Here is a 22,427-nt window from a genome sequence, read left to right on the forward strand (position 1 = left end):
ATGTTTTCTGTTTATTTTTTATGTTTTCTGCTGCAAAAGGAAATATTTTATGATAGATAAATATCTTGAGGAAATTTTAAATAACTTTCATCGTGCTACAGACTTGAACTTATATGTTTTTAAAAATCAATATGATCAAATAAGAAAGTACACATCTCCTTTAGCTCCAAACTTTCCACTGAGTTTATTAAAAGAATCAGATAATACAAGCAATAAATTAAATTTAATATTGTTTAATAATCAATGCGCCATGGGCTTTTTTAACATAAAAGATTTAAAAATTATTGGCTTAAACTTAAATTTTACAATTGCTAATAACAAAAATTATGATCGCCTAGCTCCACTATTAGGGTGGAATAAATTTTCACAAACCATGAAATGTCTTTATTTCATGATCTTTAATAATTGGCCAATAATTACAAAATCCAGTGAGACTTTTCCCCTAGGAGAAAATATTTCACTGGATAATAAGAAAAAAGCTTCTTACAAAGGATATCTTATAGAAACTGAATTAATGAAATCAGTTAGTAAAGGTAACTTAGATGAATATAATGATAACTTCAAAAAATTCGTTAAGTATGGTAATTTAGGCACATTTGGAGACAACAAGCTCAGAAATTCCAAGGATATGGCAATTGCTGCAACTACCTTATGTACTAGAGCAGCAGTTAAAGGTGGTGTTCCCGTATCTGAAGCATTTGGGCTCAGCGACGAAATAATAAAACAAATTGAAAAAGATACCGTTATATCTAACTACTATGAATACTCAAGAGCAATTGGTGAAATCTTTGTAGCTCGAGTTAACAGAGTAAAGAGGAATAACATAACTTCCATAGTTTATCGTGCACAAGAATACATTTTTTCTAACTTAACTTCTATCAAAAATATCAGTGAAATTGCCGCAGAACTAAATGTCAGTACCTCATATTTACAACATCTTTTTAAAAAAGAAAAAAATTCTTCCTTAGTAACTTATATGAACCAAGAAAAGGTAAATTTGGCTGTTCACGAACTGATTTTTACTAATAAAAAAGTAGAAGAAATCGCGTATGATGCTGGGTTTAGCAGTACAAGCTTGTTTTCGACTACCTTTAAACGTTTTAAGGGTCTATCGCCTTTAAAATATCGCAAAAAGTTTAAATAGCCGAAGGATGAAAATTTTATTTTCGAAATTTGCAATTTTCGTTAATTTATCAGGTAATTTGCCATTATATTTTTGAACTTTATAATAAAAATTATTACAATCTCTATGATGGTTTTAGCAATTTATCCTAAAAGAAAAGGAATTTTTAAATTAGAAAATGAAAGCGTATTCATCAGAATCATGTAAATTAGCTGACATAGGTGATTACCTGAAGGTTTTTGCTTGCAGCGCCGTTATGTCTCAACCAATAATGTCCTTAATTATGGGAGTGGGACAACCATATAATACGCAAGATATTTTTGGCGTTATGTATAATTTGGTTAAGTACACTGCTCCAGCATTTATCTTTGGCATTTTGTATACAACTATTCGTACTAACGATATAGCAGGCAATTTTTCATATCAAAAACATTTACGAGCAAACTGGTCAAATTTGTTTGTTCCTACAATCTGGTGGACTTTGATCTACTTGTTGGGAATGCCCTGGCTTCAGCAAATAAGAAAGTTCAATAATTTTGGTACATTTTGCTGGCAATTTGTCAACGGTAACGCTGCTCCTCATCTATGGTATAACACCATGATGTTACAATTTATAATTTTGATGCCAATTTTCTGGGGAATCAGTCGTTATGTTGCTAACAACGTAAAACGGGGTTTATCAGTTGCCGGTATTACGTTTGTTTTGTATTTTTTCTGGCTGTGGTTTTATGACTTTTACGTTTTTCATGGGCCACACGAAAAAAGCTGGTATCTGCTGGATCGTATTTTCATTTCGTTTGTGATTTACGGTGTTTTTGGTGTATTGGCGTGGCAATTTAGGGATTACGTTAACACATTTCTATATAAGTTTTGGTGGCTAATTTTAGTTGTTTTTGCTGCATGCTTTTTCTGGACTAATTTTGAATTACATGGCTTTGGCCATCCGGTTCTTTTTGCAAATGCGCCTTATTATAAACCATCAATGACATTTTATTGCTTGGCTGTAATTGCTTTGGTAGCTGCACTATGTCTATTTAATATCAGGCACAAATCGGAGAAATGTTTAAAAATTTTTCACTTTTTAGCAACCTATGCCTATAGAGCATATTTATCAAATGTGTTTTGGGATCAACTGCTGTGGCGTGGCTTAAATATGAGTTATCATGCTGTTTATCACCCATTTCTAACCTTTTTTGGCATGTGGGTACTGACATGGACATTATCCTTCACTTCAGCATATTTTCTTCATATTTGGTGGTCAAAAGCAAAAAAGTTCTTAAGCGGGTTTAGTCTAAAATAATAAATATTTCTAACCAAAAAGCACCTTGACACTAAAAAGAGTCAAAGTGCTTTATTTTTTTACTTTTTTACTATAGAAGCAATGCCTGCCATAATATTTAAGTACTGCTTTTCATTTTCTACAAAAGAATCATTGTTAACAATAATATCTGCTATGTCCTTTACTTTTAGTGCCCCATGCTTGATTTTGAACTGATCCTTATTTTTGGTCCGTTCTACTATTTCATCAAAAGTAAAATTCTCGCCGTTATCAATTGTTTGCTTTTTATATTCTCTTTGTGCGCGAACTTCAAGAGGCGCTTCAACGTAAATGTTCATCATTTTAGGACCCAGTTCGTTTTTAAGATAGACACCTAATTCCGAACGGTAGAGGCTTTCTATTGATGCATAATGAATATTTTCTTCTTGCATTTTACCTATTAAACGATATAAAAACTCTTTAAACACTTTTTCAGTGTCTTTGGCATAAAGATTGGTAAAATCTTGTTCTGATGGATGTCCAGTGAACTGATAATTACGTTCTATCATCATTTCTTTTTCTATTGCAATAATCTTCATTCGTTTGATACCAATGCTGTCAAAATAGATTCCAGCAGCTGATTTGCCACATTCACTTAATCCGCCCAAAGAAAACATACCTTTGACAAAATTTTTACGATTTTCAAAATCTTGCTCAGTAAATTCCATTTTCACGCCTCCATTAAAAACTAAAATACTGCGCTGTAAATTAGCAGTGCAGTTTTAAAGTATACACGGACTGCTAATATTTTGCAAGCGATTTCATGATAAATCAGGTGATTTTCATTACAAATTCGGCTCCGTCTGGAGTAGACAAGAAAATAGCTCCAGCTATTAATAAGAAACCGACCAAAAAAGCAATATATTTTGTTGTTTTAGAAAACCGACCAGCAAAGCTAAGATAAATTAATATTGCTCCAAAGGCAAGACCTAAAACCATAATCCAAAACTTCATAAATTTCCTCCTATGTTACTATTTTCACCACTTACTTTTGATTGGTATCCAGGCCTCATCATATCTGATGTGTTTCTGCGAATTATCTAAAACCAAAAGCAAGGAAGTTATGATATCACCGTTTAAAAGATAATTATTTTCTTTTAAATAAGATCTTATAGAATTTAACCACCCCTTATTATCAATATTTTGAGCATTACCCACTACAACTGTATGCAAGCAAGTTTTGGAAGGGATAGTATTAACACGATTACTATTTTTTAAACCAAAAGCTTTAAAATATTTTTCGCTGATAATCATTTCAATTTCTGGTTCAATTTTTGATGTTTTATTCAAAATATCCTTTTTTCTATAACGGATTGAGCCATTCGTTATCGGCATTAACTCATTCCAAGTGCGATATTCATCTGTTTGTTCTTGATTACTTTTATGAGGACCGTCCATTTCTCGTAAAAACAATGTTTTTAATGTTGGTGATTTTGTTATTTCAAAAAAACGCTGATAGTTCAAAACTTTTTGTAAAAGTTTTATGTTATGAGTCATTACTTCTATGGAGGCTTTAATACGGTCAAATTCTTTTTCAGAATCATGCAAATTTTTTATTAAAAACTCTAAAGCAATATGTTCTTTGGGAGCATTTAAGACATCCAATGTGTCATTAAGAGTTAAACCCGACTGACTAAGATACCTAGCCATGAAAATTCGATATGTATCATTTAAATTAAACTGTCTCTGATTATTATTGCCTACTCTTTTAGGGTTGATTAATTTTTTTCTCTCATAATATTCTATGCCTTTAATGGAAATTCCAAAATACTTTCCCAACTGTGAAGAAGTATAAACATAGGGATACGCTTTATGATCTATCATTTTTCTACTTCCTTTGCATGCTTATAGCTATATTAAAGCAGAAAAAAAGACTTTAATATATTTTGTCAAAGTCTTTTAAATTTTTTTAACTAGTTTTCATTCAATTTAGAAACGGCATCTTTAGCTGCAGCGCGTCCAAATACTCCACAATTTAGTAATGACATACCATCTCCAAAGTAATCGATTCCCATTACTCCACTGTCAGCACATGAACCGGCTGCGTATAATCCTGGAACGGGCTTTTCAGTACTGTCAAGAACCTGACCGTTTTCATTAATTTTTGCTCCAGTATAACCATCAGTACAAATTTGTGGCATTCTTAAAATGTAAAATGGCGCAGTTATTTTGATCATATTTTTACTGTTTTTGTGGAAGTCCTCATCTTTTCCTTTTTCACAGAGTATATTGTACCGCGAAACTGTTTCTTTGAGGTTATCAGGATTAATTCCAACATCCTTTGCCAATTTTTCAAGATTATCTTCTTTATAACCAAAGTTTTTACCATGAATTGTCTTTTTGGTTAGGCCCAATTCCGTCATAACTGGATACTTTTCTGCCGTTTTCTGCCCATAAACGGCATAGCCTTCATCATAACCATTACGCCAGCATCTTTTAGTAAACTCAAATGTGAAATCATCTTCAGAAACCAGTCTGTGACCGCCACCATCAACACATAAGACATCATAGTTTGGTAAAGTAGGAGATTCAGGAATTGCCTCTGGGAATTTATCGCCAAAAGAGACACCGTAAAAGTAATACATAAATTGCAAATAAGGAACATTTATTATTTTGGCATTAACCTGCTTGAAAAAGTTCAAAGCTGATCCATCGCCATTGCCAACTATTACCTCTATATTGGTCATTTTAGGATTAAGTTCCTTAATTTTTGCCATATTTGCGGTATAAGAACCTGTTCCAACTATTACCGCTGACGCATAGATCGACAGTTTATCACCATCTACAGTAGTTGCTTTAACACCTTTAACTTTTCCATCTTCCACGATTAGCTCATCTACTTTTATTCCCAATCGCAGATCTACACCTTTTGCTTTGGCTGAATCAACCAGAGCATGAATTAAAGTGGTTCCCATACCTTTAATAGTGTGAGCGCGTTTTGTTAATCTTGGCTTTTTAGGAGCTATATTAACCACTTTATCCCATTTTATTCCCTGATTTTCTAAAAATGAAATATAATCTGCAGACTCATTAGCTAGCTTGCGTAACAATTTGGGTTCAATATTTGGCTCATCACCATAAACAGTCATTAAATCATTATAAAAGTCATCGGCTGAGTCCTTAATCCCCCTTCTCTTTTGTTCATCCGTATCAGCACCCATGACAAATCCTTGTGCACGGGTAGTAGAACTGCTATAAGTTTGTCCTGCTTCTAGAAGGATTACTTTAGCACCTTCGTCTGCTGCTTCAATTGCAGCACTAAACCCAGTTAAACCTGCTCCAATAGCTATAACATCTGTATGTATTTCCTTATGCTTAGGAGCAGGTTTGTGAATTTTGCGATTTGCAAAAGATTGTGGGTTACCCTCTGCTTTTGAAATTGCTTTTGCAACACCAGAAATGTATGCATTTGAAGAAACTGTTGCACTAGTGATCACATCAACAGCAGTAGACTGATTTTCTATTATTTTATTTTTTAACAAATCAAATGCCATTCCGCCAATTACTGGCGTATCAGTATATTCTGGCACAACAATATTTGTTATTTTATTATCTTTAAATGTGACATTCATCAAAGCCCTGCCAGTACCAGGCAGTCCCTGGTTTTCTTTAAAAGACTTTACTTCAACTGTATAATTACCATCTTTTACAGTAGTTTCTGTTCCGACTTCTACACCATTTAACTGATTCTCAATATCTTTTAGAGCTTCGTTAAAACCCTTAGAGGTTCTGGAAGCACCAGAAACAGCATCTACTTGAAAACTCTTATTTTTATTAGCTGCAGTAATTAATTTGGGTAAAGCCTTTTCGCCAATATCTTGGCTTTCATTACTTGAAATTAACTGTATTTCACTTAATTTATTGTCAGCAAATTCTCCTTTTAAAACTATCTGACTCTTAAATCCCTGGCCTTTACCTACAAATGATTTCTTAGTCATCTTTAAATCTCCTTATTAAATATCTTTTACAAATTTATTTTAATTGATGAAGTAACTTCATCGTCAAGATCATAAGTGATAAAAGTCACAATTTTTATAAAAAAAGTATCTTGCTGCCAGTGCAACAAGATACAGTGCCAATTTTTATAAAAGCTCTAGCACTTAAATACATTTCACTTTCCTATGTGATTTTCATTATAAAGTCCGCTCCGTCTGGTGTAGCTATAAAAATGGCTCCAGCTAACAGTAAAAATCCTGCTAAAAAAGCAATATACTTTATTGTTTTAGAAAACCGACTAGCAAAGCTGAAATATATTAACATTGCTCCAAAAATTAGAGAAAGAATCATAACCCAGAAACCCATAAATATCACCTCGTTTTAAATAAATCTAGTTATAAACAAAATTTTGTCCTTTAATAAATACTACACTAATTCTAAAAGAAATTCCGCAATAAATGTAAATTGCTTTTAAAAATAAAAGAAAATTTAAGTTTTTTTGTTGAGATAGCTGTTTATTTTATACGTTATCTTGTTTTTTCTTACCATTTAGTCTTGATTAAGATTTTTGTTACCTTAAAATGAGCGTTCAACTGAATACAAAAAGCTCTCATCAATAGAGATGAGAGCTTTTCATCAGATAATTTTTCAAAAATATCTATTTCATTTGTTCTTTTACTTCAGCAGCAAAGTCTTCTTGTTTCTTTTCAATACCTTCGCCAACTTCATAGCGCTTGTAGCCAACAACTTCGCAGCCTTCTGATTTAGCATATTCAGCTACAGTCATGTCGCCATCTTTAACATAAGGTTGATCTACTAAACAAATTTCACTAAGATACTTGTTTACTCTACCTTCAACAATCTTAGGAATAATCTTAGCAGGCTTGCCTTCATTTTCAGTTTCCTTAGTGAAAACTTCTTTTTGACGATCAAAGTCAGCCTTTGGTACAGAATCTTTGTTCAAGTATTCTGGATTAATTGCGGCAACGTGCATGGCAATGTTCTTAGCTGCTTCTTCACTGTTTCCTTTTAAGGTAACAACCGCAACAATTGCACCACCATTATGCTTGTAAGCACCAAAGACTTCATCATCATTTTTAGTAATTAAATCAAATCTTCTTAAAGTGATTTTTTCACCAATAACTGCTGTTAAATTAGTGATAGCATCACCAATTGTTGAATCACCTAGCGGAGCTTTCAATGCCTCGTCAACATTTGCTGGTTTCGCTGCCAAAATAGCTTTGGTAACATCGTCTACCAACTTAATGAATTTATCATTAGATGAAACAAAGTCAGTTTCTGAGTTGACTTCAACCACAACTGCATTGTTGCCATCAAAAGCATATTCAGCAAGACCTTCGGCTGCGATACGACCACTCTTCTTCGCAGCTTTAGCAACGCCATTTTCTCTTAAAATGTCAATTGCTTTTTCAATATCACCATCAGCTTTAACCAAAGCCTTCTTGGAATCCATCATGCCGGCACCGGTGCGGTCACGTAGTTCTTTTACTTGTTTAGCAGTAATATTTGCCATTATTTTCCCTTCCAAATAAAAACTTATTAATAATTAAAAACTAGTCTTCATCTGAGTCAGAAGTTTCTTCAGCTTCTACTGCTTTTTCTGCATCATTTTCAGTATCAGCATGCTTTTCTTCTGCACCCTTAGCCATTTCAGCCTCGGCATTATCGTCATCTTGACCTTGTTTACCTTCAATAACAGCGTCAGCCATAGCACCAGTAATTAAACGAATTGCACGGATAGCGTCATCATTTGCCGGTATGACTACATCAACTGGATCTGGATCAGTGTTAGTGTCAACCATAGCAACAACAGGGATACCAAGAATGTTAGCTTCGTGAACAGCAATCTTTTCTTTCTTAGGATCAACTACGAATAAAACGTCAGGAATTCTAGGCATATCTTCAATACCACCTAAGAATCTTTCCAATTTATCCTTTTCTTTAGTCAAAAGAGAGGCTTCCTTCTTTGGCAACACATCAAATGTGCCATCTTCTGACATCTTCTTCAAATCTTTTAATCTTTGTACTCGGCTTTGGATAGTCTTCCAGTTAGTCAAGGTACCACCTAACCAACGTTGGTTAACGTAGTATTGACCAGCACGAGTAGCTTCCTCAGCAATTGAATCCTGTGCTTGCTTCTTAGTACCAACAAAAAGAATAACTCCGCCATTTTGAGCAACGGCTCTAACAAAGGCATAAGCATCATCCAACATTTTGATGGTTTTTTGCAAATCAATGATGTAAATACCATTTCTTTGGGTGAAGATATAAGGAGCCATCTTAGGATCCCATCTTCTGGTTTGGTGACCAAAATGGACACCAGCTTCAAGCAATTGTTTCATTGAAACTACTGACATATTAAATTCCTCCTACGGTTTTAATCCTCTCAAGCGGTCATTTCAGTATTTCACCATTGTGTGGCACCAAAATACTGATCGCCCTTGATGTTTTCTACATATATGCTAAAACGCATACGTTAAAATAATACTAGATTATTGCTGAAGATGCAAGGCTAAAAGTTAACTTTATGCTCTTTTAAAAATTTTTCTTTCCATAACCTGTTATGGTGTTTAAACCAGTATTCTCTCTTAAGTGCCAAATTTTTATCTTGAAATTCTTCATGATAAATTAATTTTACTGGTCTGCGTGATTTAGTATATTTAGCACCCTTACCGTTGTTATGAGCCTCTAATCTTTTTAATAGATCGTCCGTAAAGCCCCCATAAAAGCTGCCATCACTACACAACAAAACATAAAAAAAGTATTTTTTTAATTTTTTCCTTTTGACCTTATCTTGTTCAGTCTCACGAATGATACACTGAACAGCAGGAAGATAATTGCCTTTTTGATCGTGTACCTCGATTGCATCTTTTAACACTAATCCGTCGCTACCAGTATGCTTAACTGCTTCAATAATTATCAAATTGCAGTCTTCTCCACGGTGAGAAACGTATGGCTGGATCACTTTTATACTCAAATCATGCTGAAGACAAAAATAAGCAATTTCGTTTAACCGCTCAGGCCTATGAACCATAAACATTTTTCCCTTCATCTTAAGCAGGCCGCTCGCCACAGCAATTATTTCTTCAAGATTAATTAAGATCTCGTGTCTAGCAATGGCTTTTGCTGGATCGGGATTAACTTTATGGTTTGGCGCCACTTTAAAATACGGTGGATTTACGACAATAACATCATAAGAATCTTTTCTTAAAAATTTGGGGGCAGCCTTAACATTTTTTTGAAAAACTTGAATCCTATTTTCCATATGGTTTAATGCAATAGATCGTCTGGCCTGTGATGCCACTTCTTTTTGAATTTCAATTGCATCATATTTGGCACGATTAAAATAAGCCATATACATTGTGGCTGCACAATTACCGGCACATAAATCAGCTACTTTAGAACTGTCTTTGATAGCATTTTTTGCGGCTGCCGCTAATAACAGCGTATCTAAAGAAAAACTAAAAGAGGTTTTATTTTGAATAATTCGTAAATCATCACTATACATATAATCAATGCGTTCATTTTTCAATAATTTTGCCATAAAAATTTGTCCTCTTCCTCAGCTTTGTTATAATATTCTACATCAATTGGAGGAAATTATGTTTTATCATTTTATTCGTCCCGTAGCTCGCTTTATAGTTTGGCTATTAAACGGACATCTACACGTTAATCATAAAGAAAGAATACCAGAAGGCAACTATATTTTAGCAGCACCGCACAGAACATGGTGGGAACCAATATTGTTTGCACTTGCCGCTAGTCCCAAAGAATTTATGTTTATGGCTAAGATAGAATTATTCAAAAATCCTATATTGCGCTTTATCTTAAAGCACGCACATGCTTTTCCTGTTGATCGGAAACATCCTGGACCTTCAGCTTTAAAAACACCAATTAAAGGTTTGAAAAATGGGAACTATTCACTAATTATTTTCCCCTCCGGTACCAGACATTCAGCTGAAATGAAAGGTGGCACTATTGCTATTGCCAAGCTGTCGAATAAGCCCATAGTCCCCGTCGTTTATCAAGGTCCCCTAACCTTTACCGGATTGCTAAAACGGCAACCTTTGGAAGTTTGTTTTGGCGAACCATTCATGGTTGATCGTAAAACTAAGCTTACACATGAAAATGAAGCACAGATCGATAACAAATTAAAAAAGGCCTGGGATAAAATTGATTACGAACAGAATCCAAATTTTCATTACCATCCTCAATAAAAAGAGATAGTTTTACATAAAAATTATTTTATTCCGGTGTTAGAATATTAGTGTGAAAATGTCAGACGGAGGATTTTGAAAATTGTTAGAAAAAACTTTTTACAGAACAATGTTAAGTAAGTCTTTTCCGTTCCCTGTTAAAGTAACTTACTGGGACGGTAAAAGCGAAATATATGGAAACGGTACTCCGAATATTGAGATTATTTTTAACGAAAAGATCCCAACCAGCGCTATTTCTAAAAATGCTTCTTTAGCTCTTGGAGAAGCATATATGGATAAAAAAATTGAAATTAAAGGGAGTTTGCAAAAATTAATTTGCGGAGCTTATGAAAGTGCTGGAAGCTTTTTGCGCTCCAGTAAATTCCGTAAATTTTTACCAAAAGAAAAGCATACAGAAGAACAAAGCGAAAAAGATGTTCAACGTCATTATGATATCGGTAATGACTTTTACAAATTATGGCTCGATCCTACTTTAACTTATTCCTGTGCTTATTTCGAAAATGAAAATGATGACCTTGAAACTGCGCAGTTGGCAAAAATACATCATATTTTAAATAAATTAAATCCAGAAAAAGGCAAAACTTTACTTGATATTGGTTGTGGTTGGGGAACGCTCATGCTGCTAGCTGCAAAAGAATACGGCCTAAAGGTGACCGGTGTAACCCTGAGTGAAGAACAATATAAGTTAGTGCAAAAGAAAATCTATGATCAAAACTTACAGGATGTTGCTGAAGTTAAATTAGAGGACTATCGGGAATTAGGCAATCAACAGTGGGACTACGTAACTTCTGTCGGCATGTTTGAACATGTTGGTAAAGAAAACTTAGGCCAATACTTCGGAGATGTTGCAAAATACTTAAAGAAGGACGGAGTCGCTTTGATTCACGGTATAACTCGTCAACAGGGTGGTGCTAAAAATGCTTGGCTTAATAAGTACATTTTCCCAGGTGGTTATATACCTGGTTTAGCCGAAAATATCGACCATATTATTGCAAATAATATGCAAATTGCAGACATCGAAATGCTAAGAAGACATTATCAAAAAACTTTGGAAATTTGGGATTATAACTTCAACAGCAAACGAGATCAAATTCAAAAGAATATGGGCGAACGTTTTACCCGAATGTGGGATCTATATTTACAGGCTTGTGCTGCTTCCTTTGAATCGGGAAATATTGATGTTGTGCAATATCTCATCACCAAAGGACCATCTGGTAAAAATTTACCTATGACAAGGAAATATATGTTAAACAAGTAAAAAATTATCATATACAAAAAAGCTGATAAAACAAAATTTATCAGCTTTTTTTATTTGTAAAAAACAGAAAATATTTTTAAGGCTCAAAAATTTTTCCTGGGTTGATGACATAGTTAGGGTCAAATAGCTTTTTAACTTCACGCAATAAATCAGTATATTCTTTGCCGTAAAAGTCTTCAAAGTAATTTGCTCTAGCATAACCAATACCATGTTCACCTGACATATTACCATCAAGAGATTTAGCAGTCTTATATAGTTCAGAAATAACCTTATTGCTAGTCTTGACATATTCTTCATCTGTCATATTGTCAGAGCAAAGGTAGATATGCAGGTTACCATCGCCTGCGTGACCAAAGTTTGGAATGCGAATATTCAGCTCTTGCTCAAGTTCTTCGATGCGGTCCAAAACTACAGGAATGTGATTTATTGGTACACAAACATCAATTTCGTCCATTTTTGGAGTGGAATTTTGAATTGCTAAAAGCAATTCTTCACGACATTTCCAAATTTTCTTGGCTTCTTCGGAATCAGCACCCAGGACAACAGCTTTTTCAGCTTTAAACGGCTTTACTACTTCCAAAGTTTCCTTCAGCTCAGCCTTCCACTCATCTTCAGTAAAGGCATCAATACCAATCATAATGAAGCCATCACCTTTTTTAAGTGGAAATTCATCTTTAGCATATGATTCCCATAATTTAATCACTTTACGTCCCATAAATTCAACAGTTGTTGGCACAACACCTGATCTTAAAATAGCCGGAACGGATTTAATTGCATCATTTAGAGTTGGAAATGGAATAATAGCATTTATTGACTTGTGAGGTTTTGGATATAACCGGATTGTAACTTCCGTTATAACCCCAAGAGTACCTTCAGCACCGATAAACAAATCTTTTAACGAATAACCTGACGATGATTTAACTGCTTTGGAGCCAAATTTATATAACTTGCCATTTGTCAAAACAGCCTTGATCTCACGAATATGCTCTCTCGTTACACCGTACTTTATAGCCTTAAGACCACCGGCGTTTGTTGAAACATTTCCTCCTATTGTAGCCCAATGCATAGCAGGTGCTGGCATATAAACAAATGGCTTATCAGCACAAAACTCGTCTAGGTCCTTCAACCTGATTCCTGCTTGAACTGTCATTGTCAAGTTTTCAGGATCGTATTCTAAAATCTTATTCATCTTGATCATATCAAGTGAAATTCCGCCATCAACTGTCAAGTTAGCTCCCATTAAACCGGTGGAATTACCTCTTGGAACTAAAGGTATTGAGTGGTCACTTGCATATTTAACAACGTTCATGACTTCTTCATTAGTTGTCGGTTGAATTACCAAATCTGGCATTGCCCTCACAGTACGAAATTGGTCATGATCCCAGTGCTTTGTGGGATTAGTAATAAATCTTTCTGGATCTGAGATAAATTTTCTTAAATTTTCCAAATCAGTTTCATTGATTTTATGATATTCCATTATAATTCCCTTCTTACTAAAAAGCATAGTATCCTATGCTTATAAATTAATTTACTCTATACTGCAAACGCTGTCAATAGTGTATATATTTATAACGTATATAAATATTTTCCAAGTTAAAAGTCCATTAAAAGTTTCAATTACACTTCTTTAATCCTAGAAAATAAAAGCTTTTAATTTGGTTTCTTTTATTAAAAATAGACACAATAAAACCTCCAAATTGAAATAATTTGGAGGTTTTATCAAAGCTTTTAATCGAGTACCTTTTTACTTTTGACTGTTCTGTAATGTATACAAGTCATAATAATAACCCTTTTGTGAAAGAAGCTCTTCGTGATTACCCCTTTCAACGATTTTGCCGTCATTTAATACAATAATTTGATCTGCATCCACAATAGTTGAAAGTCTGTGCGCAATAGCAAGAGTAGTACGACCCTTACGAAGCCGTTTCAAGCCCTGTTGAATAAGTGTTTCGGTTTCAGTATCAACATTTGCTGTAGCTTCATCTAAAACTAAAATTTTAGGATCAGTAACTAATGTACGAGCAAATGAAATCAGTTGTCTTTGTCCTTGGCTAAATTCACTTCCTCCTTCACCCACTTTTGCATGATATTTACCAGGAAGATTGTCAATAAAGCCGTCCGCTTGGACAGTTTCAGCAGCCTCTTTTATTTGTTCATCCGTAATATCTTTATTATAAAGACGGATATTTGAATTTATATCCCCATAAAACATGAACGGCTCCTGCAATACCAGGCCAAGTTTTTTACGCAATTCAGCTTTAGGATACTTTTTAATATCTACACCATCAATTAAGACTTCACCCTGATAGAATTCATAAAAACGCATCATCACGTTTATAATTGAACTTTTGCCTGAGCCAGTATGACCTACAATACCGAGAGTTTCACCGGGATTAACGGTGAATGAAATATCATGTAAAATTTCGTTTTTACCATCGTATGAAAAACTGACGTGCTTAAATTCAATTTTTCCTTGTGTTATTGTCAGGCCTTTTTCAGCATTTTGTTTAGGTTCATAATCAGTATTATCTAAAATCCGGAAAATTCTCTTACCCGCAACAATACCGTCCTGGAAGAAAGTCATTTGATCCATCATATTAGCGATTGGATTAAAAAACTGTGAGATGTACTGTGAAAATGCATAAACAACACCAGCTGGTACAAAAGTTTCCCTTAATGGAAAACCAAAGTACATTAAAGTTAAAGCGAGGGCAAGCGAATACAGTAGACTAGTCAAAGGGGAAAGTAAAAGTGAATTAAGATTAATCATATTGAATCTTGTTTTCATTAAGGCTGTATTTTCATCCTCAAAATGATTAGTCATACGCTTTTCCTGCTTAAATTGCTGAATTAACGAAACCCCTTCGATTGATTCATTCAGGTTGGTATTAATGCGACTTAATCTTTCACGATAACTGCGGTAAAGTTTGGAACTTCTTTTAGAATATTGCCATATTATTACCAAGAGTAAGGGCAGAAAAGCCAACACAATCAATCCAGCCATCACATTTGTAGAAAACATTGCCACCATGGCTGAAATAATTGAGAAAAACGACATTACAACACTGGATAAAACGGTAAGAAAGTTACTCAATGTCATAGTATCATTAGTTACTCTTGAAACTATCGATCCAGCCGGAGTTTGATCAAAGTAGCGCATTCCCAGAGTATGTAATTTTTGATATAATTCCGCACGCAAGCCTTCAAGCGATTTTTCAGAACCTAAAGCAAAGAAGTACTCGTATGTGAATTGCAAAATTCCTTTGACAACTGAACCAAAAGCATAGAGAAAACCAGCAAATAATATTATTTGAGTGGTTACATCTGCTTTTACCAAAAAGTTATCTAAAAAATACTGTAAACCATAAGGCAGCAGAACATTAATAATACTTACTAAAAGCGCTCCAACTCCAGCAATAATCATTTCGTTCTTAAAATGCATTACAAAACGCAAAAGGCGTTTAAAAATACTGAGCTGTTCTTTTACTGGTATTTCTTGAGACCAAACTGATTGAAATGAGTTTTCATCATCCATCTTATTCACCCACCTTGTCTTCTAATTCCTGTCTTTGCCACATATCAGCGTACCAGCCATCTAGTTTGAGTAACTGATCGTGAGTACCTCTTTCAACAATGCGGCCGTCTTTTAATACTAAAATTAAATCGGCATTCATGACAGAAGTAAGTCTGTGTGTAGCAATTAAAGTTGTCTTGCCTTGTCTTTCTTTCTTTAAAGAATGCAGAATGGCCATTTCTGTTCTGGCATCAACAGCAGAGAGAGCATCATCTAAAACTAATATTTGACTGTGCTTAAGTAAAGCTCTCGCAATCGACATCCTTTGCTTTTGCCCACCAGAAAGTGAAACACCATTTTCACCAACCAGGGTGTTGTAGCCACCCGGCATTTCTAAAATGTCATTGTGTAAATCACTCTTTTTTGCGGCAGTGATAATTGCATCCTTATCACTATCTGCATTTGAAAATGCAATGTTCTTTTGAATACTAGTAGAAAATAAATAATTATCCTGCGGTACATAAGAAATTTGCCGCAATAAAACATTAAGTGGAATTTCTCTAATATCATACCCATTTAGAGTTATCTGGCCATCATACTTGTCAAATTCTCTCAGCAAAAGCTGAATTATAGTTGTTTTACCGGCTCCAACTTTACCAACAAGTCCCAAAGTTTGTCCCGTTTTTAGAGTAAAATTAATATTATTCAGCACTTGAACATTTGGTTCATCCGGATATGCGAAAAATTTAACGTGATAATCAAGATCTCCCGCTATGTCCTTAGCCGAAAGCTTTTGATCTGCAAATTTATCAGTAATTTCTGATTTTTCTTCCAGCAACTTTTCTATCCGGTCGTAACTGGCACTACCACGCTCTAAGATGTTAAAAAGATAACCAATCGCAAACATCGGCCAAACCATATTACCAATATATGCAATAAAAGAAACCAGTTGACCAATGGTAAGAGCTTTATTGAAAACCAAAAGACCACCATAAATAATGGTAATAGTATAGGTTAAACCAATAAGCAATGTTCCTAAAGGATCAAACAGTGAATCCCATTTAAAAACTTGTTTATTAATTTTAATGGTGTCTTCAACCATCTGGTCAAAAGCGGCAGTATCTTCTTGACCCTGACCAAATGTTTTTAAAACTTTAATACCTGAAACTGATTCCTGCGTTTTATTATTCAGCCTTGAAAAAGCCGCTTGGGATTTGTCAAATGCACCGTGAAGCCTGTCACCTAATTTCCAAGCTCCCCAAGCTAGAAATGGTAATGGCAAAAGAGCAACAATCGTCAGGCGCCAATCAACAAATGCAATCATTGCAACCATAGTCGATACACTCATGATAAGAGAATCCACCAAAGTTAAAACGCCTTCACCCGCAACTTCCTGGACAGCTGAAACATCATTTGTGGCATGAGCCATTAAGTCCCCGGTTCTGTGACGTTGATAAAAAGTACGATCCATCGCCATAAAGTGATCAAATAATTTCGATCTCAATTGCAATTCAAGTTCCGCAGCTCCACCCCATATTTGTCTACGCCAAAAATAGCGAAAGCCATAAAGCAAAAGGGCGGAGAAAATAATAGCTAAAATTAACAGACTATATTCTTGCCAGCTAATGTGACCTTTATCCAATTGATCTGCCATTAAGCCTAATATTCTTGGTGGTACTAAATTTACAACAGATGTAAGTGCTAAAAATGTAATACCGATGAGGTAACGCTTTTTTTCTTTTTTAAAAAACCAACCTAATTTAAAAAATATTCCCATTATTCACCTTAAAATTCAGTAAAAAAGCGGAGAAATTATTCTCCGCCGCACTAATTCAATCTAGTAAAATTGTTATTTTTGGTGCTTCATCATGTTCATCACTTGGTTGACCTTCTTAGCCGAAGGCTTTTGGCCCATTTGAGACATCATAGCAACAATCATATCTTCACTGATTGGCGGATTATCTTTAAAATATTTTTTCATATATGATCTAGCACCATAGAAGCCCCCTACAAGGCCCAATAATAGTGCAATCACAATCAGAAAAATCGCTAATCCTAAATTCATAAAAAATCACCTCAATTTGTCCAATAGTTATATCTTACCTAAAAAATAAGGAAAATTAAAGATCAAAGTTAATCTTTTCTTAAACCTTTTTTTCTTTGAGCTCGCTTTGCTTTCTCAGACGTAATTTCCTTACCATTCTTGTCAATTATGACTAAATTTTCAACATCTTGCTTGAAGCCAGCTCTAAAATTTTTGATAAATTCCTGGTGTAATTCCTTACGTTCTTTCTCTTCAGCTTCAGTTAAGCCAACGGATTTCTTTTTGTGATAAAGCTCATTAATACGATTGATTAATTTTTTTTCGGGATCTTCACTCATCTTTGCACCTCTCAATTAAAAAATTCTACCTTATTTTGGCAACGAAAAAAAGTATAAATTTTTAGAACGCTTGTTTGCATTATACGAAATATTTTGCTAAAATTAAATATATAAGAAAACGTTTATAATACTGGAGATAATTATGACAACTAAACAAAATACTAAGCAGTTGCAAATTCTACGCTATATATATGAAACAGTTGAGGACAGAGGATTCCCTCCTACTGTACGCGAAATTTGTCATGCTGTAGATTTATCTTCAACTTCAACTGTACACGGCCATTTATCTAGGCTAGAAAATAAAGGTCTACTGATCAAGGATGCCACCAAACCAAGAGCTCTGGAAATAACAGATGAAGGTAAAAAAGCAATTGGCGTCCAGCCGAAAGAAATTCCCGTAGTTGGTGATGTCACAGCTGGTCAACCGATTTTGGCTGTTGAAGATATAGAAGATTACTTTCCCTTACCTCCAGATCTGGCAAACGATGCCGGAGATCTTTTCATGTTGAGAGTTCATGGTGAAAGTATGATAAACGCTGGTATCTTAAACGGAGACAATGTCATTGTCCGTAAGCAGTCTTCAGCAATCAACGGAGAAATTGTAGTGGCTATGACCGATGAAAATGAAGCAACTGTAAAACGGTTTTACAAGGAAAAAGGTCACTATCGATTGCAGCCTGAAAATGATACGATGGCACCGATTATATTGTCAAGCGTTCACATTTTAGGTAAGGTAGTTGGTCTATACCGTAATACTATTATTTAACAAAAGAACTTTATAGCATTATTGGGATAAATAAAAATTATTTTTTACGAGTTTCAATAATGCTTTTTTTGCAAAATTTCTCCTACTTCTTCTAGCACTTTTTTCTGCATTTTTAATTTGTTTATTTTTGCATTTATAACAGCGATTTTATCCTTAATTAACTTTAAGTTTTGTTTACGCTGCTTTTCAGTACTACACGACTCATCGTGTAGTTTTTTTATGTCCTTTATTTCTTGAAGTGAAAAGCCTAAGCCTTGGAACTCTTTAATTGCTTCAAAAGTATCAGTTTCGTTTTCAGTAAACCAATAGTTTTTTCCCTTACGACCAGGATTTAATAAATTTAAATAGATATAATGTCTAACGGTATCAGGTGTAGTATTTTCCTTTTGAACAAATTCTTTTAAATACATAATTATTTCCTTGACGTTGGGTCGACCCCAGATGGTTAAATTTTTGTGGAGGTATTAAAATGTCATATCTTACGATCTTATTTAATATTATATATGGTGTTTTCATGATTAGCGCCAGCTTTTTATCTTTTACTAGTTTGCCAATTTGGCTAATCATGATCAACGTTTTGTCCGCATTAGGCATTATTGCTGGAAGTTTTCTAAAAAACCACTTTTAACTACTATATTTCTAGTAGCAGTTTTACTTACCGCTCTAGCAAATGGAATTTTTCTTTACGGACAAATCACTTGGTCTCACTGGTTTATCAGACTTATTTTGACTATTATTTTGATTTGCTTGAACTTTAAGTATTTTTAGATATTTATCTAGCAAAATTCCTGTTAATAGTCAAGCGTAACTTCTCAAAATACTGTCATGATGGCAAGAAATTGACTTTCCACAACTAATGCTTTAAATCTATTCACAAACTTTATATTGAAAATATACTTCAAAATGTTGTTTCTAAAGCTTTTATGTTATTTGCTTGTGAATTATGTGGCTGTTTCACTTTAGTTCCACAGCAGTATTTTTTCACAAACTTGGTTAAATTTCCTTAATAATATTTGCTGCCAAATTGATGGCAGTCTCATGAGCATCCCTGCCCCAGCCTCTGTCATCATGCTTTTCTATGTCTTTAAGAGAATCTGCCGTAAATAATATTTGTGCAAAATCTGCCTCTCTAAATTGTGCACACGCAGCCATTGCTGCACATTCCATCTCTACACAAGAGGCTCCCAGCTCTTTAGCCTGCTTTACTTTCTTGACAGTTTCCCTAAAGAAGCCATCAGTTGTCCAGGTAGTTACTTCTTCAACCTTAAGACCTTCTTCTTTCAGCAATTTTTTGGTCTTAGTTAAAAACTCTGACTTTAAGTCAATATATGTTCCTGGTTTCATATAGTGGAAAGAAGTGCCCTCATCTCTAATAGCTTTTGTAGGCACTAGAAAATAGTTTTCTGGTAAATCAACTAAGCAGCCTGCTGATCCTATTGCTAAAATTTGTTTAACACCATAGCTTATTAACCAATCTAATAGCTCTACAGCAGCTGCAGCACCTATCTTTGCCTGACAAAAAGTAATTTTTTGTCCGTCTAAATCAACCTCATAAATTGGAGTTTCTCCTTCAAAGCAGTCAAAGCAACCCAACTTTTTATGAGGATAACGAGCCAAAAAAGCACTGATCACAGCAGGAGTTAAAAATGCAAACAGCAACTTGGGCTGAAAATGAAAGTTATTAATTTCCTGTTCGTGATCTGGTTCTAAAACAGCCTGCTTTTCCGGATCAAAATTTAACAAAAATGGTTCTTTCATAATTCTCCTCCTCAATAAAAATATATTGCTAAAGATTTTAACATAAACAAAAAAGAGAATCATCCCTTTTGGAAATGATTCTCTTTCACTTAAGCGTGAACTAACGACGCTTTTCTGCAATTCTAGCAGACTTGCCGTGACGATCACGTAAGTAGTAAAGTTTAGCACGACGTACACGACCATGACGCAATACTTCAACTTTAGCAACACGGGGATCGTTTACAGGAAAAGTACGTTCTACGCCGACACCAGATGCCATTTTACGCACTGTGTAACTGGCACCAATGCCAGTGCCCTTACGCTTGATAACTACGCCTTCAAACATCTGAATACGTTCATGCGAACCTTCGACAACACGCACATGAACACGAACTGTGTCCCCTGCACGGAAGTCAGGTATATCATCACGTAATTGTTCTTTAGTTAATTCTTGAATTAATGGATCCATTTTTATTTTCTCCTTCTGCGGCATTCATTAGCGTTTTCTACGTCAGCGGAATACCCCTAACTATTAGTGCAAAATAAATTTACACCTCAATCATACTAGCAAAAATACCAGGTAAAATCAAGTTTGATCTTCTTCTTGTTTTATTTCTGCCATCATTTTTTCTTCTTCTGCACTTAAAGCATGTTGCTCAAGTAAATCTGGTCTGCGTAAATAAGTTGCACGCAATGCTTCTTTATGACGCCACCGCGCAATTTTTTGGTGATTGCCTGAGGTTAAAACCGCAGGAACTTTCATTCCTTGAAAATTCTCCGGTCTAGTGTATTGGGGATATTCCAGTAACCCATGAGCAAAGCTTTCCTCTACTGGTGAAGCATCATTACCTAAAATTCCGGGAATTAACCTGACTGTAGCGTCTATCATACTCATTGTTGGCAGTTCACCACCTGTCAAAACATAATCACCGATTGAAACAATTTCATCAGCCAAATCATAAACGCGTTGATCAAAACCCTCATAATGACCGCAAATAAATGTCAGGTTTTCTGCTTGAGACCAATCCTGCGCCATTTTTTGATTAAAAGTTTTACCCTGCGGCGCGGTAATGATTACTTTACCTTTATTCTTAATTGAGTCGAGTGCTTTTTTGATCGGCATAATTTGCAAAACCATGCCAGCACCCCCACCATAAGGACTGTCATCAACGTGATGGTGAATATCAGTGGTAAAATCACGAAAATTGACTAAGTTGAGCTGCCATTTGCCATCATCTAGTCCACGCCCAAGCATGGAAGTCGTCAGCGGTGTAAACATGTCAGGAAAAAGCGTCAATACATTAATCTTCATTGCGTAATCCTTCCAAAAGTTCTACAAATATCTTTTTATGTGCAATATCTATTTTCTTAACTACTTCATCAATATAGGGGATTAAATATTCATTACCATTTTGTTCGGTAACTTCCCAGACATCGTTTGCACCGGGAGTCTCAATACCGGTTATTTTACCTAAATCATTGCCTGACTGATTATCTATGATTGCACAACCCAAAATATCGCGGTAATAGTATGCGCCATCAGGCAGGTCATGTTGATTTTGCTTGCTGACAACTAGCGTTTTTCCTAGCAATTTTTCAGCGCTATCAATATCAGTTATTTCATTAAATTGCACTAGCCAAAATTGCTTAAAAGGTCTACCGCATTTAACAGTTAATTTGGTTTGCGGATTATCCTTTAAAGCTAGTTCTTGGTTTGAGGCAAAGCGTTCTTCAGGAAAATCAGTAATCAGAGCAACTTTTACCTCTCCTTTTAGTCCATGGGTAGACAATATATGCGCAACATCATAAAATTGCATAGTTTCTCCTACTCAAAGAAAAAAGCTTGAAGCAGTTGACTTCAAACTTTTAATAAACGATTCACTATTTATTGAACTTTGAATCATGCAGCTTCTTCATTAAGCCTGCACCTGAAAGTAGTGAACGTACAGTATCTGAAGGTTGTGCACCCTTCTTTAGCCATTCAAAAATTTTATCTTCATCTAATTTCAATTCCTTAGGAACGGAAACTGGATTATAATAGCCAACTTCTTCAATAAAACGACCATCACGTGGCATTCTGGAATCAGCGACAACAATTCTGTAAAATGGCTTTCTCTTGGCACCCATACGGCGCATACGAATTTTTACTGACATA

The 22,427-nt window shown here is 34.9% G+C and carries 25 protein-coding genes; 6 read left to right on the forward strand and 19 right to left on the reverse strand.

Annotated elements, in window-relative coordinates:
* Positions 1-49: 49 nt before the first annotated feature.
* Positions 50-1,144: a helix-turn-helix domain-containing protein gene (locus GYV61_RS07505; RefSeq protein WP_122026161.1), complete on the forward strand. Its 1,095-nt coding sequence runs from the start codon at positions 50-52 to the stop codon at positions 1,142-1,144.
* Between the two features lie 157 nt (positions 1,145-1,301).
* On the forward strand, positions 1,302-2,423 hold the full coding sequence (locus GYV61_RS07510) for an acyltransferase family protein (protein WP_174795359.1): 1,122 nt from the start codon (positions 1,302-1,304) through the stop codon (positions 2,421-2,423).
* A gap of 59 nt (positions 2,424-2,482) precedes the next feature.
* Here the strand turns inward: GYV61_RS07510 and GYV61_RS07515 are convergent, their stop codons facing one another.
* The 8 genes from GYV61_RS07515 to GYV61_RS07550 all read right to left on the reverse strand — a co-directional run bounded on the left by GYV61_RS07515 (position 2,483) and on the right by GYV61_RS07550 (position 9,942).
* Entirely contained in the window at positions 2,483-3,109 is a 627-nt protein-coding gene (locus GYV61_RS07515) for a nucleoside/nucleotide kinase family protein (protein WP_174795360.1), read from the reverse strand.
* A 103-nt stretch (positions 3,110-3,212) separates the two neighbouring features.
* Positions 3,213-3,395 (reverse strand): hypothetical protein, encoded by a 183-nt coding sequence (locus tag GYV61_RS07520; RefSeq protein ID WP_046325015.1) that lies wholly within the window; start codon positions 3,393-3,395, stop codon positions 3,213-3,215.
* A gap of 24 nt (positions 3,396-3,419) precedes the next feature.
* Positions 3,420-4,265, reverse strand: a complete 846-nt coding sequence (locus tag GYV61_RS07525; protein ID WP_174795361.1) for a MerR family transcriptional regulator — start codon at positions 4,263-4,265, stop codon at positions 3,420-3,422.
* Between the two features lie 89 nt (positions 4,266-4,354).
* Complete coding sequence (locus GYV61_RS07530; protein WP_174795362.1) at positions 4,355-6,379, reverse strand: FAD-dependent oxidoreductase; 2,025 nt, start codon at positions 6,377-6,379, stop codon at positions 4,355-4,357.
* A 181-nt stretch (positions 6,380-6,560) separates the two neighbouring features.
* Positions 6,561-6,743: a hypothetical protein gene (locus tag GYV61_RS07535; RefSeq protein ID WP_174795363.1), complete on the reverse strand. Its 183-nt coding sequence runs from the start codon at positions 6,741-6,743 to the stop codon at positions 6,561-6,563.
* A gap of 292 nt (positions 6,744-7,035) precedes the next feature.
* Positions 7,036-7,911 (reverse strand): translation elongation factor Ts, encoded by an 876-nt coding sequence (gene tsf, locus GYV61_RS07540; RefSeq protein WP_174795364.1) that lies wholly within the window; start codon positions 7,909-7,911, stop codon positions 7,036-7,038.
* A gap of 40 nt (positions 7,912-7,951) precedes the next feature.
* Positions 7,952-8,755, reverse strand: coding sequence for a 30S ribosomal protein S2 (gene rpsB / locus GYV61_RS07545; RefSeq protein WP_046325020.1), 804 nt, complete (start codon positions 8,753-8,755; stop codon positions 7,952-7,954).
* Between the two features lie 155 nt (positions 8,756-8,910).
* Entirely contained in the window at positions 8,911-9,942 is a 1,032-nt protein-coding gene (locus GYV61_RS07550) for a GIY-YIG nuclease family protein (protein WP_174795365.1), read from the reverse strand.
* 58 nt (positions 9,943-10,000) lie between these two features.
* Between GYV61_RS07550 and GYV61_RS07555 the strand changes: the two genes are divergently transcribed.
* Together GYV61_RS07555 and GYV61_RS07560 are read left to right on the forward strand one after the other, a co-directional pair.
* The gene (locus GYV61_RS07555; protein WP_174795366.1) at positions 10,001-10,615 is read left to right on the forward strand and encodes a lysophospholipid acyltransferase family protein; all 615 of its coding nucleotides are present in this window, start codon (positions 10,001-10,003) and stop codon (positions 10,613-10,615) included.
* An 82-nt stretch (positions 10,616-10,697) separates the two neighbouring features.
* Entirely contained in the window at positions 10,698-11,873 is a 1,176-nt protein-coding gene (locus GYV61_RS07560; RefSeq protein ID WP_174795367.1) for an SAM-dependent methyltransferase, read from the forward strand.
* A 76-nt stretch (positions 11,874-11,949) separates the two neighbouring features.
* On the opposite strand, the gene GYV61_RS07565 is transcribed toward GYV61_RS07560, so the two are convergent.
* The 5 genes from GYV61_RS07565 to GYV61_RS07585 form a co-directional block, all read right to left on the reverse strand.
* Complete coding sequence (locus GYV61_RS07565; protein ID WP_174795368.1) at positions 11,950-13,350, reverse strand: FAD-binding oxidoreductase; 1,401 nt, start codon at positions 13,348-13,350, stop codon at positions 11,950-11,952.
* Positions 13,351-13,617: 267 nt separating this feature from the next.
* The gene (locus GYV61_RS07570) at positions 13,618-15,408 is read right to left on the reverse strand and encodes an ABC transporter ATP-binding protein (protein ID WP_174795369.1); all 1,791 of its coding nucleotides are present in this window, start codon (positions 15,406-15,408) and stop codon (positions 13,618-13,620) included.
* A 1-nt stretch (position 15,409) separates the two neighbouring features.
* On the reverse strand, positions 15,410-17,164 hold the full coding sequence (locus GYV61_RS07575) for an ABC transporter ATP-binding protein (protein ID WP_174795370.1): 1,755 nt from the start codon (positions 17,162-17,164) through the stop codon (positions 15,410-15,412).
* A gap of 72 nt (positions 17,165-17,236) precedes the next feature.
* Positions 17,237-17,452, reverse strand: coding sequence for a YneF family protein (locus tag GYV61_RS07580; RefSeq protein WP_046325029.1), 216 nt, complete (start codon positions 17,450-17,452; stop codon positions 17,237-17,239).
* Between the two features lie 68 nt (positions 17,453-17,520).
* A complete protein-coding gene (locus GYV61_RS07585) occupies positions 17,521-17,769 on the reverse strand; it encodes a DUF896 domain-containing protein (RefSeq protein WP_046325031.1) in 249 nt (82 codons plus the stop codon).
* 142 nt (positions 17,770-17,911) lie between these two features.
* Between GYV61_RS07585 and lexA the strand changes: the two genes are divergently transcribed.
* On the forward strand, positions 17,912-18,535 hold the full coding sequence (lexA, locus tag GYV61_RS07590) for a transcriptional repressor LexA (RefSeq protein WP_046325032.1): 624 nt from the start codon (positions 17,912-17,914) through the stop codon (positions 18,533-18,535).
* A gap of 53 nt (positions 18,536-18,588) precedes the next feature.
* On the opposite strand, the gene GYV61_RS07595 is transcribed toward lexA, so the two are convergent.
* Complete coding sequence (locus tag GYV61_RS07595) at positions 18,589-18,945, reverse strand: MerR family transcriptional regulator (RefSeq protein WP_174795371.1); 357 nt, start codon at positions 18,943-18,945, stop codon at positions 18,589-18,591.
* 59 nt (positions 18,946-19,004) lie between these two features.
* Between GYV61_RS07595 and GYV61_RS07600 the strand changes: the two genes are divergently transcribed.
* The gene (locus GYV61_RS07600) at positions 19,005-19,163 is read left to right on the forward strand and encodes a hypothetical protein (RefSeq protein WP_174795372.1); all 159 of its coding nucleotides are present in this window, start codon (positions 19,005-19,007) and stop codon (positions 19,161-19,163) included.
* Between the two features lie 365 nt (positions 19,164-19,528).
* Here GYV61_RS07600 and GYV61_RS07605 read toward each other — a convergent pair whose 3' ends face one another.
* The 5 genes from GYV61_RS07605 to rpsP form a co-directional block, all read right to left on the reverse strand.
* Complete coding sequence (locus GYV61_RS07605; protein ID WP_174795386.1) at positions 19,529-20,296, reverse strand: nucleoside phosphorylase; 768 nt, start codon at positions 20,294-20,296, stop codon at positions 19,529-19,531.
* A gap of 97 nt (positions 20,297-20,393) precedes the next feature.
* On the reverse strand, positions 20,394-20,741 hold the full coding sequence (gene rplS, locus GYV61_RS07610) for a 50S ribosomal protein L19 (RefSeq protein WP_034981588.1): 348 nt from the start codon (positions 20,739-20,741) through the stop codon (positions 20,394-20,396).
* Positions 20,742-20,858: 117 nt separating this feature from the next.
* Positions 20,859-21,584 carry a tRNA (guanosine(37)-N1)-methyltransferase TrmD gene (gene trmD / locus GYV61_RS07615; protein WP_174795373.1) on the reverse strand — a complete coding sequence of 242 codons (726 nt, stop codon included), beginning with the start codon at positions 21,582-21,584 and terminating at the stop codon, positions 20,859-20,861.
* A complete protein-coding gene (gene rimM / locus GYV61_RS07620) occupies positions 21,574-22,089 on the reverse strand; it encodes a ribosome maturation factor RimM (RefSeq protein ID WP_174795374.1) in 516 nt (171 codons plus the stop codon). Before rimM ends, trmD begins: the two co-directional genes overlap by 11 nt.
* Positions 22,090-22,153: 64 nt before the next feature.
* On the reverse strand, positions 22,154-22,426 hold the full coding sequence (gene rpsP / locus GYV61_RS07625) for a 30S ribosomal protein S16 (RefSeq protein ID WP_038523039.1): 273 nt from the start codon (positions 22,424-22,426) through the stop codon (positions 22,154-22,156).
* Position 22,427: the final 1 nt, after the last annotated feature.

The sequence above is a fragment of the Lactobacillus melliventris genome (assembly GCF_013346935.1).
Taxonomy (GTDB): Bacteria; Bacillota; Bacilli; order Lactobacillales; family Lactobacillaceae; genus Lactobacillus.

Bases quoted from the DNA above. Each gene is read 5' to 3' on its own strand.
- rimM (WP_174795374.1), bottom strand. From the start codon at position 22,089: ATGCAATTTTATGATGTTGCGCATATATTGTCTACCCATGGACTAAAA.
- GYV61_RS07585 (WP_046325031.1), bottom strand. From the start codon at position 17,769: ATGAGTGAAGATCCCGAAAAAAAATTAATCAATCGTATTAATGAGCTT.
- GYV61_RS07600 (WP_174795372.1), top strand. From the start codon at position 19,005: ATGTCATATCTTACGATCTTATTTAATATTATATATGGTGTTTTCATG.
- GYV61_RS07555 (WP_174795366.1), top strand. From the start codon at position 10,001: ATGTTTTATCATTTTATTCGTCCCGTAGCTCGCTTTATAGTTTGGCTA.
- GYV61_RS07550 (WP_174795365.1), bottom strand. From the start codon at position 9,942: ATGGCAAAATTATTGAAAAATGAACGCATTGATTATATGTATAGTGAT.
- lexA (WP_046325032.1), top strand. From the start codon at position 17,912: ATGACAACTAAACAAAATACTAAGCAGTTGCAAATTCTACGCTATATA.
- GYV61_RS07515 (WP_174795360.1), bottom strand. From the start codon at position 3,109: ATGGAATTTACTGAGCAAGATTTTGAAAATCGTAAAAATTTTGTCAAA.
- trmD (WP_174795373.1), bottom strand. From the start codon at position 21,584: ATGAAGATTAATGTATTGACGCTTTTTCCTGACATGTTTACACCGCTG.
- rplS (WP_034981588.1), bottom strand. From the start codon at position 20,741: ATGGATCCATTAATTCAAGAATTAACTAAAGAACAATTACGTGATGAT.
- GYV61_RS07535 (WP_174795363.1), bottom strand. From the start codon at position 6,743: ATGGGTTTCTGGGTTATGATTCTTTCTCTAATTTTTGGAGCAATGTTA.
- GYV61_RS07505 (WP_122026161.1), top strand. From the start codon at position 50: ATGATAGATAAATATCTTGAGGAAATTTTAAATAACTTTCATCGTGCT.
- GYV61_RS07570 (WP_174795369.1), bottom strand. From the start codon at position 15,408: ATGGATGATGAAAACTCATTTCAATCAGTTTGGTCTCAAGAAATACCA.
- GYV61_RS07525 (WP_174795361.1), bottom strand. From the start codon at position 4,265: ATGATAGATCATAAAGCGTATCCCTATGTTTATACTTCTTCACAGTTG.
- rpsB (WP_046325020.1), bottom strand. From the start codon at position 8,755: ATGTCAGTAGTTTCAATGAAACAATTGCTTGAAGCTGGTGTCCATTTT.
- rpsP (WP_038523039.1), bottom strand. From the start codon at position 22,426: ATGTCAGTAAAAATTCGTATGCGCCGTATGGGTGCCAAGAGAAAGCCA.
- GYV61_RS07595 (WP_174795371.1), bottom strand. From the start codon at position 18,945: ATGTATTTAAAAGAATTTGTTCAAAAGGAAAATACTACACCTGATACC.
- GYV61_RS07520 (WP_046325015.1), bottom strand. From the start codon at position 3,395: ATGAAGTTTTGGATTATGGTTTTAGGTCTTGCCTTTGGAGCAATATTA.
- GYV61_RS07575 (WP_174795370.1), bottom strand. From the start codon at position 17,164: ATGGGAATATTTTTTAAATTAGGTTGGTTTTTTAAAAAAGAAAAAAAG.
- GYV61_RS07510 (WP_174795359.1), top strand. From the start codon at position 1,302: ATGAAAGCGTATTCATCAGAATCATGTAAATTAGCTGACATAGGTGAT.
- GYV61_RS07565 (WP_174795368.1), bottom strand. From the start codon at position 13,350: ATGGAATATCATAAAATCAATGAAACTGATTTGGAAAATTTAAGAAAA.
- GYV61_RS07530 (WP_174795362.1), bottom strand. From the start codon at position 6,379: ATGACTAAGAAATCATTTGTAGGTAAAGGCCAGGGATTTAAGAGTCAG.
- tsf (WP_174795364.1), bottom strand. From the start codon at position 7,911: ATGGCAAATATTACTGCTAAACAAGTAAAAGAACTACGTGACCGCACC.
- GYV61_RS07580 (WP_046325029.1), bottom strand. From the start codon at position 17,452: ATGAATTTAGGATTAGCGATTTTTCTGATTGTGATTGCACTATTATTG.